Here is an 18,498-nt window from a genome sequence, read left to right on the forward strand (position 1 = left end):
TGGGGTGGGCCGTGGCCGTCTCGGGACGGCTGCGTCGGGATCAGGTGGGCGAGGGGGCGTCCTCGGGCTCCACCATGCCGGTGATGTCCTCGTCGCGACGGTCGATGCCGGTGACGAGGTGGTAGGTCGCCCCGGCGATCGCGGCGCCGACGATGGGCGCGACCCAGAACGCCCAGAGCTGTCCGGGCGCGCCGTTGCCGTTGAAGAAGGCCACGGCGGTGGAGCGGGCGGGGTTCACCGAAGTGTTGCTGATCGGGATGGAGATGAGGTGGATCAGCGTCAGGCCCAGGCCGATGGCGATGGGCGCGAACCCGACGGGCGCCCGCTCGTCGGTGGCTCCGAGGATGATGTAGAGGAAGAACGCGGTGAGGATGGCCTCGGCGACGAGGACCGCGACGAGGGTGTACCCGCCCGGGGAGTGGTCGCCATAACCGTTGGCGGCCAGGTTGCCGGTGACCTTGAACCCTGCCGAGCCCCGCGCGACGCCCCACAGGGCCAGCCCGGCGAGCAGGCCGCCCACCACCTGGGCCACGACGTAGGCCGGCACCTCGGCCCAGGGGAACCGCTTGGCCACGGCGACGCCGATGGTCACCGCGGGGTTGAAGTGCGCGCCGGACACGTGCCCGACGGCATACGCCATCGTCATCACGGTGAGCCCGAACGCCAGGGCCACGCCGAGGAAGCCGATGCCGAGCTGCACCGACTGGCCGGACGGGACGTCGGGGGCCAGGTACTTCGCCGCGAAGACGGCACTGCCACAGCCCCCGAAGACGAGCCAGAAGGTGCCGAGCGCCTCGGCGCCGAGCCGGGACGGGAGTGGGGGAGTGCGCATCGGACGCTCCTGGGTGCATGGGGGTGCGTCGGAGGCCCCCCGGGTCGTTCCATGGTGGAGGCACCGGGCAACCGGGGCAAGACCCGTCCGTGGGCGGTGGGGCGGCGGGATGGACGTGTTCTCATCCGTTCGGACGAGGTGGGACTCAGCCGTTCGACTGCACGAAAGCGGCAATGCTCACGACCCGGGAAACGCGCACCACCCGACTTGACCAAACACTGGTGCAAAACCTGTCGTTCCTTTACGTTTCAGGTGTGCAGAGCGGGCCGCAGGGGCTCGGGATCGCAAGTTGTCGAGGACTCCGCACTGGACGACCGTCCTCGGCCGCTGGGGGCGGCTGAGGACGGTCGGGGGGCCAGCTCAGGCGACGGCCGGGGGTGTCGGCACGACGGGTTCCACCCGGCGTGCGGCAGGCCGCGTCCTGGGCGGACCCACCGGGCGACGAGCCGTCACGCCAGCTCCAGCAGGCCTGCTCCGGCCAGCGTCTCCACCAGCGACCGCAGGGCCACGTCGGCGTCGCCGTCGGGGGCCCCGAACCGCGCGCGGAGCATCGCCGAGAGCTCTGCCGGGTCGGTCCACGTGTCGGCGCACCCGTCGAGGACGGCGACGGCGACGGCCGAGAGCCGCAGCACCGAGGTGCCGACCAGCGCGATCGCCTCACCGTCGCGGTCGAGCCGCTCCCTCGGCGGGACGGCCCGGACGCGGACCCCGGTATGGCGTGGGCCGCCGCTCACGTCGCAGCCTCCAGGAGGGGTGCGAGGTCGGCCGCCTCCGAGTAGCTCACCCGCGCGGCCCCGCCGATGCGTTCGAGCAGGGCGGCCAGCCGGTGCAGTGGTTCGTCGAGGTCGAGGAGGTGCGAGGTGTGGGGGACCAAGGCGTCGATGGCGTCCAGGGTCCCCAGCGGTGACACGTGGAGGTGGCCGGGCGGACCGTCCTCCCGCTCGAGCAGGAGGACCTGGGCCAGCGGGAGCCGAGCGGCGGCAGGGGCGGGGTCGAGCCCCAGCGACCGTGGTGAGGTCTCGTCCTTGTGGTCGCTCGCGGGGGACCGTCGCAGCGACAACGGCTTGGGGTAGGGCACCACGGTGCCGTCCGACCGCACGGCGACGGTCTCGTCGGTGACGTACCAGCGGCCCGGTCCGAGCGTCCGGGCGAGGGTGGTCTTGCCCGTCCCCCCGGAGGCTACCAACGCCGTCGCGCGGCCGGTGTCCCTGTCGGCGAGGCAGGCAGCGTGCAGCAGCACGTGGTCCCCGCCCATGGCGTCGATGGCGGCGACCGTCACCTCACGGGTGATGACCTGCAGCAGGTCGTCCAGGCGCGGTCGGCTCGCGAGCCCGTCAGCCTCGGCGGCCGCACCGACGGCAGGGTCGCTGTCGAGCACCGCCCCGACCCGCGCCACGACGTCGGTCCCGGGGGGAGCGACGCAGGGTGCCCATCGTCCGGCGAGGGCTGCGTGCAGCTCCTGGGCCCGGTCGCCGCCCACGTCGACGGTGACGCCGACACCGAGGGCCAGGACGGTGAGGGACACGCCGACGCTAGGACCGACCGCTGGCCCTGGTGACGAAGTCCGCGAGGTCCGCGCTCTGCTGCAGCCGGGACGGCTCGTGGACGTACATCATGTGACCGGCCTCGTAGTAGGCGTGCTCGAGGTTGTCGTGGAGCGAGGCGGGGACCTGCAGGTGCGCGACGACGTCCTGGGCGCCGTAGTAGGGCGTGGCTCCGTCGAAGTACCCGTAGGCCACGTGCACCTTGAGGTGCGGGTTGGCCCGCATCGCGCGCGCCAGCTGGGCGCTGACGTCGACCGGCTTGCCCTCGAACTCCTTGTAGGACCAGTCCTTCGAGGCCAGTGGCGAGAGCACCGTGTAGGGGAGGTCGCTGCTGTAGCCCAGCTCGTCGCGGACGTAGTGGTTCCATGCCGACGCGTAGGGCCCGAGGATCGCGTCCATGGAGGGGTCGGCGTCCCACGTCTCCGCGTTGCCCGCGGCCAGCGGGCCGGTGAACCGGCTGTCGAGCCTCCCGACGGAGAGCTGCTGGTCGCGCAGCAGCTCGGTGAAGAACCGCACGTGCTCGATCCGCAGGTCCGCCCTGTCGACGTACGCCTCGGAGAGGCCGGTCAGCGCGGCGAGCCGGGTGACGTGCTCGGCCCGTTCCTCCGAGGTCAGCCGGGAGCCACGGGACAGCGCCCACGGGTAGTCGCGGGCGGCATACTCCTCCGCCTCCGCGAGCACGGTCTGAAGCGACTTGCGTCCGTGCTTGCCGTGGAAGTGCGCGGTCGCGGCGTAGGTCGGGAGGTAGTCGACGTGGGCGCGGTCGTTGCTGAACTCGAAGTCCACGGTGGCGAGGTCGAGCACCGAGCTGATGAGCATGAGCCCGTTGAGGTAGAGGCCGTGGCGCGTCTGCAGGTGCTCCGCCAGGGCCGCCGCACGGACCGTGCCGTAGGACTCGCCGGCGATGAACTTCGGTGACAGCCAACGGTTGTGGCGGGTCGTCCACAGCCGGATCAGCTCGCCGACGCTCTCGATGTCGGCGGTGAAGCCGTGGTAGTCGTTCGCCTTGCCGCCCTCGACCGCGCGCGAGTAGCCGGTGGAGACCGGGTCGATGAAGACGAGGTCCGACACCGCCAGCAGCGACTGCGGGTTGTCGAGCAGGCCGTACGGCGGCGGGGTGAGGGCGAGGGCGTCGCCGGAGTCGACCCGCCGCGGCCCGAGCAGCCCGAGGTGCAGCCAGACCGAGGCCGAGCCCGGGCCGCCGTTGAAGGCGAACGTCACCGGTCGCTGGGTGGTCCCCGGGGTGTCCACCACGTATGACGTGATGCTCAGCTCCGCCTTGGCGTGGTGGCCCTTGAAGACGTGGTCCTCGAAGACCTCCTCACGCAGCACCACCCGACCCGTGGTCGCGGTGTAGCGCAGGCGACGGCGCCCGATCACGAGGGTGTGCTGGGTCTCGACCAGGTCGTCCTTGGGCGGTGCCGGGGCGGTCGTCACGGTCGTGGTGTCCGTGGACGTCGTCACCGTCTCGCCCGGTTCGGGCGTGTGCGGGGTCGTGCTGGTCGTGGATGCGGACTCGTCGGCCATGGCGTCACCCTATGCGTGGGGACGGGCCGGGGGCGGTCGAATCCAGGTGTGAGGCAGTCGGCAGAATGGCTGGATGCGTCTGATCACGGCCAACGTCAACGGCATTCGGGCCGCCGCCCGGCGCGGGGGTGTGGCGTGGCTGGCGGAGCAGGAGGCGGACGTCCTGTGCCTCCAGGAGGTCCGGGCGAGCGACGACCAGCTCGCGCAGTGCCTGGCCGAAGGTGGCTTCGGCGACTGGCACGTTGCCCACACGGAGGCTGCCGCCAAGGGACGCGCCGGGGTGGCCGTCCTCAGCCGGGAACCGCAGGCGCGGGTGTCGACGACGGTCGGCGCCGCGGAGTTCGACGGGGCCGGCCGTTGGGTCGAGGTGGACCTCGCCACGCCGTCCGGGACGGTGACGGTGGCGTCGACGTACGTCCACACCGGTGAGGCGGGCACCGAGCGCCAGGCGGAGAAGCTGCGCTTCCTCGACGCCATGGGGTCGCGTCTGCGCGAGTGGTCCGCCGCCGGCCGGCTCGCCGTGGTGACCGGCGACCTCAACGTCGCCCACCACGAGCACGACCTCAAGAACTGGAAGGGCAACCTCACGAAGTCGGGCTTCCTTCCGCAGGAGCGGGCCCACCTCGACGACTGGTTCGCGGACGGGGCGTGGGCCGACGTCCATCGCGACCTGCACGGGCCGGGGCCCGGTCCGTACACCTGGTGGTCCTGGCGGGGGAAGGCGTTCGACAACGACTCGGGGTGGCGCATCGACTACCAGCTGGCGAGCCGTCCCCTCGCCCGATGGGCGGTGCGGGCCACCGTCGGGCGCGCGCCGTCCTACGACCAGCGCTGGTCCGACCACGCGGCCGTCACCGTCGACTACGACCTCGGCTGACGGCAGGCCCCGGCCGCGGCCGCCGGACGGCGCGGGCGTTCGGCGCGAGCGGCGGCGGGGCGATCGGTGCCGTTTGCTGCACGAATCGCCCCGGTCCTCGTCGGGCAGGGGCGATTCGTGACGGATCCGGCGCACATGGCCGTGATGGGGAGCAGGTCGCGTCCGAGCCAGGGGCAGTCGGACGCGACCCGCCGTCTAGAGGTCGCGCCCGGCCGGGCCGGCAGCGGACACGACGAAGCACTCCGGGGCCCGGAACCCCTTGTCGGCGAACGACTTCTCCACGGTCGCCCGGACCTCGTCGGCGGACTCGCGGCGCACCAGGGCGATCGCGGACCCGCCGAACCCGCCGCCGGTCATCCGGGCGCCCAGGGCGCCGGCCGACGTGGCCGACGTGACGGCGGTGTCGAGCTCGTCGACGGAGATCTCGAAGTCGTCGCGCATGGAGTCGTGCGAGGCGAGGAAGAGCTCGCCGAGGCGGGCGAAGTCGTCAGCGCGCAGCGCCTCCCGCGCCTGCTCCACCCGGGCGATCTCGGTGACGATGTGCCGCGCGCGACGACGCAGCAGGTCGGAGGAGAGGCGCTCCAGGGCCGCATCGAGGTCTGCGACGTCGACGTCGCGCAGGGTCTCGACCCCCAGCTCGCGGGCCGCCTGCTCGCACGAGTCGCGACGCTCGGCGTACTGCCCGTCGACCAGCTCGTGGACGGCACGGGTGTCGACGACGAGCAGGGCCAGGTCGTGCGCGGCGAGGTCGAACGGCACCTGCTCGGTCGAGAAGTCACGGCAGTCGAGCAGCAGCGCGTGCCCTTGCTGGGCGAGGAGCGAGGCCGACTGGTCCATGCCGCCGGTCGGCGCCTTGGCCACGGTGTTCTCGGCCTCCACGCAGACGGCGGCGAGGTCGACGCGACCGGCGGGAGAGTCGAGCAGGACGAGGTCGAACACGTCGCTCAGGGCTGCCGCGACCGCGCACTCGAGCGCTGCCGAGCTGGACAGCCCGGCGCCGAGGGGCACGCGGCCCTCCACTGCCACGTCGAACCCACCCACCGGGTGGCCGGCCCGCTCAAGGGACCACGGGACGCCGGCGACGTACGCCGCCCACCCCTGCGGGCTGCCGGGGCCGACGTCGTCCAGGTCGAGCTCCACCACGCCGTCGCCCTGGGCCGAGACGATCCGCAGGTGGCGGTCGTCGCGGCGCCGCAGCGCGGCATACGTCCGGTGGGGGAGGGCGATGGGCATGCACAGGCCACCGTTGTAGTCGGTGTGCTCGCCGATGAGGTTGACGCGTCCGGGCGCCGACCAGACACCGTCCGGCTCCTCGCCGAAGGTGTCGCGGAACAGGCGGGCCGCGGTGTCCGGCCCCGTCACGGGGCGACCTCGCGCAGACGCGCCGCGATGCGCTCCGGTGGCACGTCGTTCACCCAGCCACCGACGCCGGACTCGGAACCGGCGAGGTACTTGAGCTTCTTGGGCGAGCGCAGGACCGACATCACCTGGAGGTGCAGGCGCGAGACGTCCCGCCCCTGCTTGGCCGGCGCCTGGTGCCAGCCGGCGATGTACGGCAGCCGGATCGGCGCGCCGTCCTTGGCGACGTAGTACCGGTCGAGGCGGCGCAGCAGGTCGAGGTAGACGCGGGCGAGGTCGTCGCGCTCGTCGTCGGTCAGCGATGCGAGGTCGGGCACGTCGCGGTGGGGGGCCAGGTGCACCTCGACCGGCCAGCGGGCGGCGTAGGGGACGTAGGCCGCCCAGTGCTCGGTGTCGATGACTACGCGCTCCTTGGCGTGCAGCTCCGCCGCGAGGATGTCGGCCCCGAGGAGCCGGCCGGTGCGGGCGTGGTGCGCGGTGGCCTGCTCGAGGATCGTCCTGCTGCGCTCGGGCAGGTAGGGGTAGGCGTAGATCTGGCCGTGCGGGTGGTGCAGGGTGACACCGATCTCCTGCCCGCGGTTCTCGAAGCAGAACACCTGCTCCACCTCGGCCACGGCGCCGAGCTCCGCGGTGCGGTCGGCCCACGCGTCGACGACCGTGCGCGCACGCTCGGGGGTCAGGTCGGCGAACGTGGACTCGTGGTCGCTCGTGAAGCAGACGACCTCGCACCGGCCGAGGGCCGGCCTGCTCTGGATGAGGTCGCCGTCCTCCTGCTCCGCGTGGGAGTGCGCCGAGACGGGGGCGTAGCTGGGGAAGCGGTTCTCGAAGACCACGACGTCGTAGGCCGCCTCGGGCACCTCCGACGGCACGCTGCCCGTGCCGGTGGGGCACAGGGGGCACTCGTCCTTCGGGGGCAGGAAGGTGCGGTTGCTGCGGTGGCCTGCCACCGCCACCCAGTCGCCGACGAGGGCGTCGTAGCGGATCTCGCCCGAGGCGGCCCGGTCCCCGAGGGGGCGGGTGTCCTCGGCGGTGCGCTCGGGCGCGTCGGGGGAGTCGTCGAAGTAGATGATCTCGCGTCCGTCGGCCAGCCGCCGGCTCGTGCGCCGCACCGTCATGCGTGGCTCCTGCTCGTGCGGGCCGTGCGGACGACGCCGGGGGTGGCGAGCACCACCTCGACCCCGGCTTCGCTCACGGCGGTGCGGGCCCGTTGGCCGAGACCTGCATCGGTGACCAGGAGGTCGACCGACGACAACGGGATGATCGTGCTGAGCCCGACCGTGCCCCACTTGGTGTGGTCGGCGAGGACGCACACCTGGCGCGCGGTCTGGACCAGCGCCTGGTTGGTCTCCGCCTCGACGAGGTTGGGGGTGGTCAGGCCGGCCCGGGCGTCCATGCCGTGCACACCGAGGAACAACCGGTCGACGTGCAGCATGCGCAGCGCCGCGACCGCGACCGGCCCGACCAGCGCGTCCGAGGGGGTGCGGACACCACCGGTCAGGACGACCGTCTGCCCGGGGGTCCCGGACTCGTGCAGCAGCTGGGCGACCGGCACCGAGTTGGTGACGACGGTGAGGTCGGGGACGGAGCGCACGGCACGGGCGAACTCGTAGGTCGTCGTGCCGGCCGAGATGCCGATGGCGGCGCCCGGCTCGACGAGCTGGGCGGCGGCCTGGGCGATGGCGTTCTTCTGCGACTGCATGAGGGCGGACTTCGCGGTGAAGCCCGGCTCCTCGCTGCTCCTGCTCCCGACCGCGAGTGCGCCACCGTGCACGCGCTCGACGAGTCCCTCCGTGGCCAGCTGCTCGATGTCGCGCCGCACCGTCATGTCCGAGACGCCGAGCTGGTCGACGAGCTCGGACACGCGCACCGCACCGTTGTCCTCGACGAGGCCGAGGATGGTGGCGCGACGCTGGCTGGCGAGCAACTAGGCCTCCCTGATGACGGCGACGGCGCCCGCCGCGAGCGGGGTCCCGGGGGTGAAGGGGCGGTCCGCGACCAGGTCGTGCCCGGTCACGGGAACCTGCTGGTCGGTCGTCGTGTCGTTGACGAGGAATAGCCAGGAGCCATTCTCGCCACGACGTCGGACGGCCTCGACACCGGGCGGCACCGTTGCCGCGGGAGCGACCCCGCCGGCCTCGGTGAGGCGGTCGAGGAGGCTGCCGAGCGCGTCGTCGTCGAGGAGGGTGCTGAGGTACCACGCCGCGCCCGTCCCCGTGCGGCGCCGGGTCACGGCGGGCCGACCCGTGAGGGGACCTGCGGCATACCGGTCGAGGACCTCGGCGTCGACGGCCGTGACGTCCTCGCTCCACAGGGTGCCGGTGCCCCCGCCCTCGAGCATGCTCTGCTGGTCCGCCAGGAGCGGGAAGAACTCCTCGACGCGGACCCCGAGCAGGTCGCGGAACGCCCCCGGGTAGCCCCCGAGGCGGACGTGGTCGTCGCTGTCACTGATGCCGGAGAAGAACGTGACGAGGACCTGCGCGCCGGCCTCCGCGGCCGCCGCGACCGCTGCCGCGTGCTCGTCCGTGACGAGGTAGAGCGTCGGGACGACGACGACCTTGTATGCCGTGAGGTCGGCGCTCGGGTGCACCACGTCCGCGGTGATGCCGCGGTCGCGCAGCACGCGGTGCACCGCGTGGGCGGTCGTGGGGTACCTCAGCTCGCTGGACGGCATCGCCGGACCGTGGGCGGCCCACTGGGCCTGGTAGTCCCAGAGGATGGCGACGTCCGCCTCGACCCGGGAGCCGAGCAGCTCGCCGAGCCGCTCGGCGACCTGACCGAGCTCCACGACCTCGCGGAAGCGCGCGCTGTCGCGGCCGGCGTGGGGGACGAGGGCGGAGTGGAACTTCTCCGAGCCGGACAGCGACTGACGCCACTGGAAGAAGCCGAGGGTGTCGGCGCCACGGGCGACGTGGGCGAGGCTGTCACGCAGCGTGCCGCCGGGGAGCTTCGCCGGGTTGACGGGCTGCCAGTTCACGGCGCTCGTCGAGTGCTCCATCAGCAGCCACGGCCGGCCACCGGCCAGGCCACGGGTGATGTCACCGCTGAAGGCCAGCTCGGCCTGCGGGTGCTCGAGGGCCGCGACCACGTAGTGGTCGGTGCTGACGACGTCCTGCTCGGCGGCCCACTGGTGGTAGTCGAGGTGGTCGAAGTGCGCGAGCGTCATGAAGTTCGTCGTCACGGGGATGCCGGGCGACAGGTCCTCGAGGATGGCCTTCTCGCTGCGGAAGAAGTCCAGCAGCGTGTCGGACTGGAACCGCTTGTAGTCGAGCACGTGCGTGGGGTTGGCGAACGTCGTGGTCAGCCGCGGGGGGAGGACCTGCTCCCAGTCGGTGTAGCGCTGGCTCCAGAAGGCCGTTCCCCAGGCGTCGTTGAGTCGCTCCAGCGTCTCGTGGCGGCGACCCAGCCAGACGCGGAAACCGGCCGCGCACGTGTCGCAGTAGCAGGGGATGTTGTGGCAGGCGTACTCGTTCGAGACGTGCCACATGGCCAGGGCGGGGTGGTCGTGGTACCGCTGGGCCAGCTGAGTCGTGAGGGCGAGGGCGTAGTCGCGGTAGACGGGCGAGCTCGGGCACCAGGCCTGGCGGCTGCCCGGCCACAGGGTGTGCCCCTCGTGGTCGACGGGCAGGATCTCCGGGTGCGCGGCGGACAGCCACGGAGGAGGGGTCGCCGTCGCCGTCGCGAGGTCCACCGCGATGTCGTTCGCGTGGAGCAGCTCCATGATGTCGTCCAGCCAGGCGAAGTCGTACTCGCCCTTCGCCGGCTCGAGCCACGACCAGGAGAAGACCCCCAGGGTGACGAAGGAGACCCCGGCCTCGCGCATGAGCTCCATGTCCTCGGACCAGACCTCGCGCGGCCACTGCTCGGGGTTGTAGTCGCCACCCAGGGCGATCCGACGGTTCGGCCATGAACGCATGGCGGACAGTGTTGCGCCGGTTTGATGAAGATGTCAACAAAAACCAACAGATGGCTGCAGCCTCGTGTGGAGGACCTCCGGACCGTGGCCCCTTCCGCCGGGTGGGCTGGGAAGCCGGCGCCTCGATCAACAGCCTGTGTCCTGCCTGTATGGCGTGGTTGAGCCGAATTCGTCATCCGCCTGTGCGCGGAGGGCGAGGCGTCCGCGAGGTGGAGGGCGGATGGATGCGCGACCATTTCGTGATGAGCAGACTCTTGACAGGTGTTGGTTCCTAGGCCCATCCTCGGGACTTGTTGATGGTTTTTGATCGAATCTGTCGGATGATGGGTTCGGCCATCGCGCCGGTGCAACCCGTGTCAAAGGAGACCCGTCATGACCCGCCCGACCTCTGAGGCCGAGTACCTCGCCAGCCTCGTTCCTGCCTCTGTCCGCGGTGTCAGCCGTCGGACCCTGCTGCGCGGCGCCCTGGGCGCCGGCACCCTGCTCGCGGCCCCCTCGCTCCTCGCGGCGTGTGGTGGTGGCGGCAGCGGCTCCTCTTCCTCCGGCGGTGCCGCGACCGGCACCGTGACGGTGGGCTCCAACCAGTCCGACGCCGTGCCGAAGGCGGCCATCCAGTCGGTCATGGACGCCTTCCAGAAGGCCAACTCCGGCCTGACGACCAAGATCAACACGATCGACCACAACTCCTTCCAGGAGAACATCAACAACTACCTCCAGGGCTCGCCCGACGACGTGTGGATGTGGTTCGCCGGCTACCGGATGCGGTTCTTCGCCTCCAAGGGCCTCGCGGGCGACGTCTCCGACGTCTGGAAGGACCTGTCCGGTGCCGGGATGTCCGACGCCCTCAAGAAGTCCTCGACCGGCGACGACGGCAAGCAGTACTTCGTCCCCTCGACCTACTACCCGTGGGCGATGTTCTACCGCAAGAGCGTCTTCGAGAAGTACGGCTACACCGAGCCCAAGACCCTCGACGAGTTCAAGACCCTCGGCACGCAGATGAAGAAGGACGGACTCGTCCCGATCGCCTTCGGCGACAAGGACGGCTGGCCCGCCATGGGCACCTTCGACCAGCTGAACCTGCGCGTCAACGGCTACGACTTCCACGTCAACCTGATGGCCGGCAAGGAAGCCTGGAACAGCCCCAAGGTCAAGGCCGTCTTCGACACCTGGGCCGGGCTGCTGGACTACCACCAGGCCGACTCCCTCGGTCGCACCTGGCAGGAGGCCGCCCAGGCCCTCCAGCAGAAGAAGGCCGGCACCTACCTGCTCGGGTCGTTCGTGGCCCAGCAGTTCGGCAAGGGCGCGGAGCAGGAGGACCTGACGTTCTTCAACTTCCCCGAGATCGACTCGAACGTCGGCGCGGACGCCATCGAGGCGCCCATCGACGGCTACATGATGGCCAAGCGTCCGAAGAACGAGGCCGGTGCCAAGAAGCTCCTCGCCTACGTGGGCTCCGCCGACGCGCAGAACATCGTCGTCAAGGCCGACCCCAGCGTCATCGCGACGAACGACAAGGCCGACCAGGCGGCATACACCTCGCTGCAGAAGAAGTCGGTGGAGTTCGTCAGCCAGGCCAAGTCCATCGCGCAGTTCATGGACCGCGACACCCGTCCGGACTTCGCCTCCACGGTGATGATCCCGGCCATCCAGTCCTTCCTCAAGAACCCGAAGGACATCGACGGGCTCGTCAACGGCATCGAGAAGCAGAAGCAGAGCATCTTCGCGAGCTGACGCACCGACCACGCCGACGTCGACGACGACGACGCCCGCCCACCGAGGAGCTCCCGTGGCACGCAAGTACAAGGGAATCGACCACCTGACACCTGTCGACCGGGTGGTGGTCGGCCTGATGATCGCGGTTCCGACGCTGTTGGTGCTGTGGCTGGTCTGGGTGCCGGCGATCGGGTCGGTCCTGCTGTCCTTCACGAACTGGGACGGGATCGGCCCGATCTCCTCGGCGAAGAACGTCGGCCTGAAGAACTACACGGACGTCCTGACGATCTACCCGCCGTTCGTCCCGGCGCTGCAGCACAACCTGATCTGGCTCGCGGTGATGTTCCTCATCGCGACCCCGATCGGGATGTTCCTCGCCGTCCTGCTCGACCGGGAGGTACGTGGCTCGCGGGTCTACCAGACCGCCATCTACCTCCCGGTCGTGCTGTCCCTCGCCCTGGTCGGCTTCATCTGGCAGCTCATCTACAGCCGCGACCAGGGCCTGATCAACAGCGTCACGGGCAGCAGCATCGACTGGTACGGCGACCAGCGGTACAACCTCTGGGCCGCCCTGATCGCGTCGAGCTGGCGACACGTCGGCTACATCATGCTGCTCTACCTGGCCGGGCTGAAGGGCGTCGACCCGACGCTGCGCGAGGCCGCCAAGGTGGACGGCGCCAGTGAGCGCCAGACCTTCTTCAGGGTCGTCTTCCCGGTGATGTTCCCGATCAACATCATCGTCCTGGTCGTGACCGTGATCGAGTCGCTGCGGGCCTTCGACCTCGTGTGGGTCATCAACAAGGGGCGCAACGGGCTCGAGCTCATCTCGACCCTGGTGACGAGCAACATCGTCGGTGAGGCCAGCCGGATCGGCTTCGGCTCGGCGCTGGCCACCTTCATGCTCGTCATCTCCTCGATCTTCATCGTCATCTATCTACGCATCGTCATGAGGGAGCAGCGATGACTGCCGGAAGCGACCTTCCACTGGTCTCGGTCCCCAGGTCCAAGAACCCCCTCGCCAGCCGGCGGGCCGAGTCGAGCGGGGCGAAGAAGCAGCGCAACCGTGGCATCCAGGTGTTCCTGGCCATCGTCGCCCTGGTCTGGATCTTCCCCGTCGGCTACGCCTTGCTGGGCAGCTTCCGTGACTACGCGTACACCGCGAAGAACGGGTACATGTCCTTCGGCGGGTTCACCCTCGACAACTACAAGAACGCCTGGCAGCAGGCCAACTTCTCCCACACGATGCTCAACTCCGCCTACATCACCATCCCGGCGGTGCTGCTGACGCTGTTCCTGTCGTGCTGCGTGGCCTTCGTCGTGTCGCGCTTCTCGTTCAAGTTCAACCTCGCGCTGCTCGGCATGTTCACCGCGGCCAACCTGCTTCCCCCGCAGGCCCTGCTCATCCCGGTCTACCGGATGTTCCGCGCCATCGAGGTGCCCTTCTGGTTCAGCGACTCGGGCACCCTGCTCAACTCCTACTGGGGCCTGATCCTCGTCAACGTCGCGTTCCAGACCGGCTTCTGCGCCTTCGTCCTCTCGAACTACATGAAGACGCTGCCGCGCGAGCTCTACGAGTCGGCCGTGATCGACGGAGCCGGAGTCCTGCGCCAGTTCTTCACGCTGACCCTGCCGTTGTGCCGGCCGCCGCTCGCAGCGCTGGCGACCCTCGAGGTCACCTGGATCTACAACGAGTTCTTCTGGGCGACGGTGCTGCTCCAGTCCGGCGACAAGTTCCCCGTGACGAGCTCGATCAACAACCTGCGTGGCCAGTTCTTCACCGACAACAACCTCGTGGCGGCCGGGTCGGTCGTGATCGCCCTGCCCACCCTCCTCGTGTTCTTCCTCCTGCAGAAGCAGTTCGTCGCAGGCCTCACCCTGGGAGCCACCAAGGGATGACCATCCCCACCACCACCCTCCGGTCCGCAGGCACCTGCCTGGTCATCGAGCTCCCCGAGGGCGCGCTCCCCCGTGTGCTGCACTGGGGGAGCGAGCTCCCCGACGGGGTGGCCGGCCAGCTGGCCGCCGTCACCACCGGCCCCGTGGCCCACAACGCCCTCGACGAACCGTGGCCCCTCACCGTGCTCCCCACGGGCGGCGACGGCTGGCTCGGCACCCCGGCGTATGCCGCACACCGTGCCGGTGGTTCGGCCGCCCCCCGCTGGGTGGTCACGACCGAGCAGGACGGCGAGCGCTCGCTCACCGTGACGGCGGTCGACGGCCCCACTCGAGTGCGGGGCACGTGGTCCCTGGACGAGCACGGTGTGCTCCGGGTGTCGAGCTCGGTGACGAACGTCGGGGAGGGAAGCGATGCCGCCACCCCCCTCGACCTCGGCGCGCTGCGCGCCATCCTGCCGCTGCCCAGCAGGGCCACCGAGGTCCTGGACCTCACCGGTCGCTGGTGCCGAGAGCGCTCACCGCAGCGCTCGACGCTGCAGGACGGCACCCACCTGCGTGCCTCACGCCGCGGTCGTACCGGCCACGACGCGACCCTGCTGCTCACCGTCGGCACGCCCGGCTTCGGCTTCCGCACCGGCGAGGTCTGGTCGGTCCACGTCGCCTGGAGCGGCAACCACGAGCACCTGGTCGAGCGGCTGCCCGAGGGGGCGGGCGTCCACTCCGCCGTCCTGGGTGGCGGCGAGCTGCTCGAACCCGGCGAGGTGCGTCTCGCCGCGGGGGAGACCTACACGGCTCCCGACGTCGTCTTCGTGCACTCTGCCGACGGCCTGGACGGGATCTCGCGCCGCCTGCACCGTCGCCAGCGCGCGACCGCACTGCACACCAACGAACCCCGGCCCCTGGTCCTCAACACCTGGGAGGCCGTCTACTTCGACCACGACCTCGACCGCCTCAAGGCCCTGGCCGACACCGCCGCCTCCATCGGCGTCGAGCGCTTCGTGCTCGACGACGGCTGGTTCGGCAGCCGTCGCGACGACCACAGCGGCCTCGGCGACTGGGTGGTGTCGACCGACATGTGGCCGCAGGGTCTCGCGCCGATCGTCGACCACGTCAAGGGCCTCGGGCTGGAGTTCGGCCTCTGGTTCGAGCCGGAGATGGTCAACGTCGACTCCGACGTCGTCCGGGCACACCCCGACTGGGTGCTGGGGCCGCGCGCCGGACTGCCGCGCCCGTCACGGCACCAGCACGTCCTCGACCTCGCGAACCCCGACGCAGCGGCGCACGTCGAGGGCCAGATCAGCGCCCTGGTCTCCGAGCTCGGGATCGACTTCATCAAGTGGGACCACAACCGCGACCTGCACGAGGCCGTGCGGTCCGACGCCACGGGCACCGACCGCCCTGCCGTCCACCTGCAGACCGAGGCGTTCTACGCCCTGCTCGACCGGCTGCGCGCCACCCACCCCGACCTCGAGATCGAGTCCTGCTCCAGCGGTGGTGCCCGCGTCGACCTCGGCGTCCTCGCCCGGACCGACCGCATCTGGACCAGCGACTGCAACGACGCCCTCGAGCGGGCCGCCATCCAGCGGTGGACCTCGTTGCTCGTGCCGGCCGAGCTCATGGGCACGCACGTCGGTCCGGCGACCGCCCACACGACGCACCGCACCCTGGACCTGTCCTTCCGCATGCTGCTGGCCCTGCAGGGCCACGCCGGGCTGGAGTGGGACATCACCACCTGCAGCCCGGAGGAGCTGGAGAGCCTGCGCGCCTGGTCCGCGCTGTACCGCGAGCTGCGCCCGCTGCTGCACACCGGCGACCTCGTGCGCGCCGACCTCCCCGAGGAGCAGGGCCTGCTGGTGACGGGGACCGTCTCCGCGGACGGTGGGCAGGCGGCATACAGCGTCGTGCGGACCGTCACCGGTCCAGCTGTCCGGCCGGGCCTGCTCACCCTCCCGGGGCTCGACCCCGACCGCACCTACACGGTGCGGGTGCGGGCGGAGGCGGGCCTGCCCGCCGTCACCCAGGTGCGCGGTCCGCAGTGGTGGGAGCAGGCCCTCGGTGACGGGATCGGCGTCAGTGGCGCGGTCCTCGCTCGGGTCGGGTTGGCGCTCCCGGTGCTCGACCCCGCCCAGGGATTCCTGCTCCACCTCACCTGACACAATGGCGGGCATGTCTGCGTCCCCCGCTCCCGCTGCGCTGCCCCGGATCCTGTCCGGGATGCAGCCGACCAGTGACTCCCTGCACCTCGGCAACTACCTCGGGGCGCTGGTCAACTGGGTGAAGCTGCAGGACGAGTTCGACGCCTTCTACTTCGTCGCCGACCTCCACGCGCTGACCGTCCCCACCGACCCCGCGGTGCTGCGCCAACGCACCCGCGTCACCGCGGCGCAGTTCCTCGCCGGTGGGGTCGACCCGAAGCGTTCCGCGGTCTTCTGCCAGAGCCACGTCACCGAGCACGCCGAGCTCGGCTGGGTGATGAACTGCCTCACCGCCGACGGCGAGGCCCGGCGGATGACCCAGTTCAAGGACAAGACGGCCAAGGGGCAGAACGCCAACGTCGGGCTGCTCACGTACCCCATGCTCATGGCGGCCGACATCCTCATGTACGACGCGGCCTACGTCCCGGTGGGGGAGGACCAGCGCCAGCACCTCGAGATCACCCGTGACCTCGCCGAGCGGTTCAACCACCGGTTCGGCGAGGCCCTGGTCGTGCCCGAGCCCTACATCGTCAAGGGCTCGGCCAAGATCATGGACTTGCAGGACCCCACCTCGAAGATGAGCAAGACGGGGTCCTCCCCGAAGGGCCTCATCGACCTCATGGAGGACCCGGCGCGGATCGCCAAGAACATCCGCTCCGCCGTCACCGACACCGACGCCGAGGTGCGCTACGACCCCGAGGCCAAGGCGGGGGTGTCCAACCTGCTCGTCATCCACTCGGTGCTCTCCGGCCAGTCCGTCGAGGACGTGGCCGCCTCGTTCGCGGGCCGTGGTTACGGCGACCTCAAGAAGGAGGTCGCGGACGTGGTGGTCGACGCGCTGACGCCGTTCCAGCAGCGGATGTCCGAGCTGCTCGACGACCCGGCCGAGCTCGACCGCATCCTCGCCGACGGCGCCGACCGCGCACGGGAGGTCGCCCGGACCACCATGGCGCGGGTCCGCGACCGAGTGGGTCTGCTCCCGAGCGTTCGATAGGGTCGATCAGTGCCCACCATTGGCGTCTCGATCGCCATCCCCTCGCCGTACGCGGAGATGCTCCAGGCCAAGCGGGCCTCGTTCGGTGACCCGCTCGCCGACTCGATCCCGACCCACGTCACGCTGCTGCCCCCGACCGGGGTCGGCGACGAGGAGCTCGCGGTCGCGGTGAAGCACCTCGAGGAGGTCGCCGCCGACAAGGAGTCCTTCCGGATGGTGCTGCGCGGCACCGGCAGCTTCCGGCCGATCTCCCCGGTGGTCTTCGTCCAGGTGTCCGGAGGCCTGGCCGACTGCGAGCTCCTGGAGAAGGCCATCCGCCGCGGTCCGCTCGACCGGACCCTGGAGTTCCACTACCACCCGCACGTCACGGTGGCGCACCACGTGCCCGAGGAGGCCCTCGACCGGGCCTTCGGCGAGCTCTCCGACTTCGAGTGCGAGTTCGTCGTCGACCAGTTCCACCTCTACGAGCACGGCACCGACGGCGTATGGCGCCCGGTCCGCTCCTTCGCGTTGGGCGGCTGACGAGCGTGCAGACCCTCAAGCAGTGGTGGACCCGTCTGCAGGCCACCACCGCGTGGCAGGCGTGGAAGCGCTACGGCGACGCCCGGGGCAACGTCCTCGCCGGCGGGGTGGGCTACTTCGCCTTCTTCTCGATCTTCCCGGCGGTCGCCCTCGCGTTCACCATCGGCGGGATCGTGCTGCGCGACCGGCCCGACCTGCTCGACAACGTGCGGCAGTACGTCGACCAGACGCTCCCGGGGTTCGTGTACGACGAGCAGACCAAGAAGGGGATCATCCCGATCACGATCCCCGAGAAGAACGCCCTGACCATCACCGGCCTCGTCGGCCTGGCCGGCCTGGTGCTCGCCGGACTGGGGTGGCTCTCGGCGCTGCGTGACGGCATCCGCTCGGTCTTCGGCGTCCCGGGCGAGCCGGGCAACCCGATCATGCTCAAGCTGCGCGACCTCGGCGTCATGGTCGTCCTCGGGCTGGGCGTGCTGGTCTCGGCAGCCGTGACCGTCGTCGCCGGGGGGATCACCCACACGGTGTCGTCGTGGATCGGCCTGGGGTCGCAGACGTGGATCGTCGGCGTCGTCGGGTTCCTCATCGGGGTCGTGCTCGACACCGGTCTGGTCGCCCTCATGCTGCGGGTCCTCAGCGGGGTCGCCATGCCGTGGCCCGCGCTGCGCAACGGCGCCCTGTTCGGGGGCATCGGCCTGACCGTGCTCAAGGTCGCCGGGTCACGGCTCATCGCCGGGACCACGAACAACCCGCTCTTCGCCTCGATCGCCCTCGTCGTCGGCCTGCTCCTGTGGCTCAACATCATCTCGCGCGTCATGCTCGTCGCCGCCGCGTGGGCCGCCAACGACGTCGACCACGCGACGGAGGGACTCACCACGGCGCAGAAGGACAAGCTCACCGAGGGCCCTGCGCCGGAGCCGGTGGACATCGTCCGGGAGCGTACCGACGCGGGGTTGCCGACCTTCGGGCAGCGCGCCGCGGACCGGACGTCCGTGGCAGCCGGTGCGGTGCTCGGCGCGGTCGGTGCGGTCGCGGTCGGGTCGCTCGGTCGCGGCATACGGGCGCTCGTCCGCCGCCGCTGACCGAGCCGGGGTCCACCCCGTCACGGTGGTCGGCCGGCGTCGGG

Annotated in this window: 16 protein-coding genes; 8 read left to right on the forward strand and 8 right to left on the reverse strand. The window is 70.9% G+C overall.

The genetic code is table 11. The annotated features are described in order from the left end of the window. Positions 1 to 40: 40 nt before the first annotated feature. The 4 genes from aqpZ to ASC58_RS05660 all read right to left on the reverse strand — a co-directional run bounded on the left by aqpZ (position 41) and on the right by ASC58_RS05660 (position 3,903). Positions 41 to 832 (reverse strand): aquaporin Z, encoded by a 792-nt coding sequence (gene aqpZ, locus ASC58_RS05645; protein ID WP_056916724.1) that lies wholly within the window; start codon positions 830 to 832, stop codon positions 41 to 43. Positions 833 to 1,281: 449 nt separating this feature from the next. Next, the gene (locus tag ASC58_RS05650; RefSeq protein WP_056916725.1) at positions 1,282 to 1,566 is read right to left on the reverse strand and encodes a PqqD family protein; all 285 of its coding nucleotides are present in this window, start codon (positions 1,564 to 1,566) and stop codon (positions 1,282 to 1,284) included. Further along, a complete protein-coding gene (locus ASC58_RS05655) occupies positions 1,563 to 2,357 on the reverse strand; it encodes a hypothetical protein (protein WP_056918638.1) in 795 nt (264 codons plus the stop codon). The genes ASC58_RS05650 and ASC58_RS05655 overlap by 4 nt, the downstream gene beginning before the upstream one ends. 7 nt (positions 2,358 to 2,364) lie before the next feature. Beyond that, positions 2,365 to 3,903 (reverse strand): S10 family peptidase, encoded by a 1,539-nt coding sequence (locus ASC58_RS05660; RefSeq protein ID WP_082552996.1) that lies wholly within the window; start codon positions 3,901 to 3,903, stop codon positions 2,365 to 2,367. 73 nt (positions 3,904 to 3,976) lie between these two features. Between ASC58_RS05660 and ASC58_RS05665 the strand changes: the two genes are divergently transcribed. Next, complete coding sequence (locus tag ASC58_RS05665) at positions 3,977 to 4,780, forward strand: exodeoxyribonuclease III (protein WP_056918639.1); 804 nt, start codon at positions 3,977 to 3,979, stop codon at positions 4,778 to 4,780. 195 nt (positions 4,781 to 4,975) lie between these two features. Here ASC58_RS05665 and galK read toward each other — a convergent pair whose 3' ends face one another. Genes galK through ASC58_RS05685 form a run of 4 tightly spaced genes read right to left on the reverse strand, consistent with a single transcriptional unit; the run spans position 4,976 to position 10,052 of the window. Next, positions 4,976 to 6,142 (reverse strand): galactokinase, encoded by a 1,167-nt coding sequence (galK, locus tag ASC58_RS05670; protein WP_056918640.1) that lies wholly within the window; start codon positions 6,140 to 6,142, stop codon positions 4,976 to 4,978. After that, entirely contained in the window at positions 6,139 to 7,254 is a 1,116-nt protein-coding gene (gene galT / locus ASC58_RS05675) for a galactose-1-phosphate uridylyltransferase (protein ID WP_200947743.1), read from the reverse strand. The genes galK and galT overlap by 4 nt, the downstream gene beginning before the upstream one ends. Then, complete coding sequence (locus tag ASC58_RS05680) at positions 7,251 to 8,063, reverse strand: DeoR/GlpR family DNA-binding transcription regulator (RefSeq protein ID WP_056916729.1); 813 nt, start codon at positions 8,061 to 8,063, stop codon at positions 7,251 to 7,253. The genes galT and ASC58_RS05680 overlap by 4 nt, the downstream gene beginning before the upstream one ends. Next, positions 8,064 to 10,052 carry a beta-galactosidase gene (locus tag ASC58_RS05685; RefSeq protein ID WP_056916730.1) on the reverse strand — a complete coding sequence of 663 codons (1,989 nt, stop codon included), beginning with the start codon at positions 10,050 to 10,052 and terminating at the stop codon, positions 8,064 to 8,066. Between the two features lie 372 nt (positions 10,053 to 10,424). Here ASC58_RS05685 and ASC58_RS05690 point away from each other — a divergent pair, with 372 nt between their 5' ends. The 7 genes from ASC58_RS05690 to ASC58_RS05720 are packed head-to-tail and all read left to right on the forward strand — an operon-like array spanning position 10,425 to position 18,454. Beyond that, a complete protein-coding gene (locus ASC58_RS05690) occupies positions 10,425 to 11,783 on the forward strand; it encodes an ABC transporter substrate-binding protein (RefSeq protein WP_056916731.1) in 1,359 nt (452 codons plus the stop codon). 55 nt (positions 11,784 to 11,838) lie between these two features. Beyond that, positions 11,839 to 12,729: a carbohydrate ABC transporter permease gene (locus tag ASC58_RS05695; protein ID WP_235529116.1), complete on the forward strand. Its 891-nt coding sequence runs from the start codon at positions 11,839 to 11,841 to the stop codon at positions 12,727 to 12,729. Further along, a complete protein-coding gene (locus tag ASC58_RS05700) occupies positions 12,726 to 13,661 on the forward strand; it encodes a carbohydrate ABC transporter permease (protein WP_082552997.1) in 936 nt (311 codons plus the stop codon). Before ASC58_RS05695 ends, ASC58_RS05700 begins: the two co-directional genes overlap by 4 nt. After that, positions 13,658 to 15,814: an alpha-galactosidase gene (locus tag ASC58_RS05705; RefSeq protein ID WP_056918641.1), complete on the forward strand. Its 2,157-nt coding sequence runs from the start codon at positions 13,658 to 13,660 to the stop codon at positions 15,812 to 15,814. The genes ASC58_RS05700 and ASC58_RS05705 overlap by 4 nt, the downstream gene beginning before the upstream one ends. A 4-nt stretch (positions 15,815 to 15,818) precedes the next feature. After that, positions 15,819 to 16,850, forward strand: coding sequence for a tryptophan--tRNA ligase (trpS, locus tag ASC58_RS05710; protein WP_056916733.1), 1,032 nt, complete (start codon positions 15,819 to 15,821; stop codon positions 16,848 to 16,850). Positions 16,851 to 16,859: 9 nt separating this feature from the next. Beyond that, on the forward strand, positions 16,860 to 17,372 hold the full coding sequence (locus tag ASC58_RS05715) for a 2'-5' RNA ligase family protein (RefSeq protein WP_056916734.1): 513 nt from the start codon (positions 16,860 to 16,862) through the stop codon (positions 17,370 to 17,372). Between the two features lie 5 nt (positions 17,373 to 17,377). Beyond that, positions 17,378 to 18,454, forward strand: a complete 1,077-nt coding sequence (locus tag ASC58_RS05720) for a YihY/virulence factor BrkB family protein (RefSeq protein ID WP_157598377.1) — start codon at positions 17,378 to 17,380, stop codon at positions 18,452 to 18,454. Positions 18,455 to 18,498: the final 44 nt, after the last annotated feature.

It is taken from the genome of Phycicoccus sp. Root101, from assembly GCF_001426245.1.
Classification (GTDB): domain Bacteria; phylum Actinomycetota; class Actinomycetes; order Actinomycetales; family Dermatophilaceae; genus Pedococcus.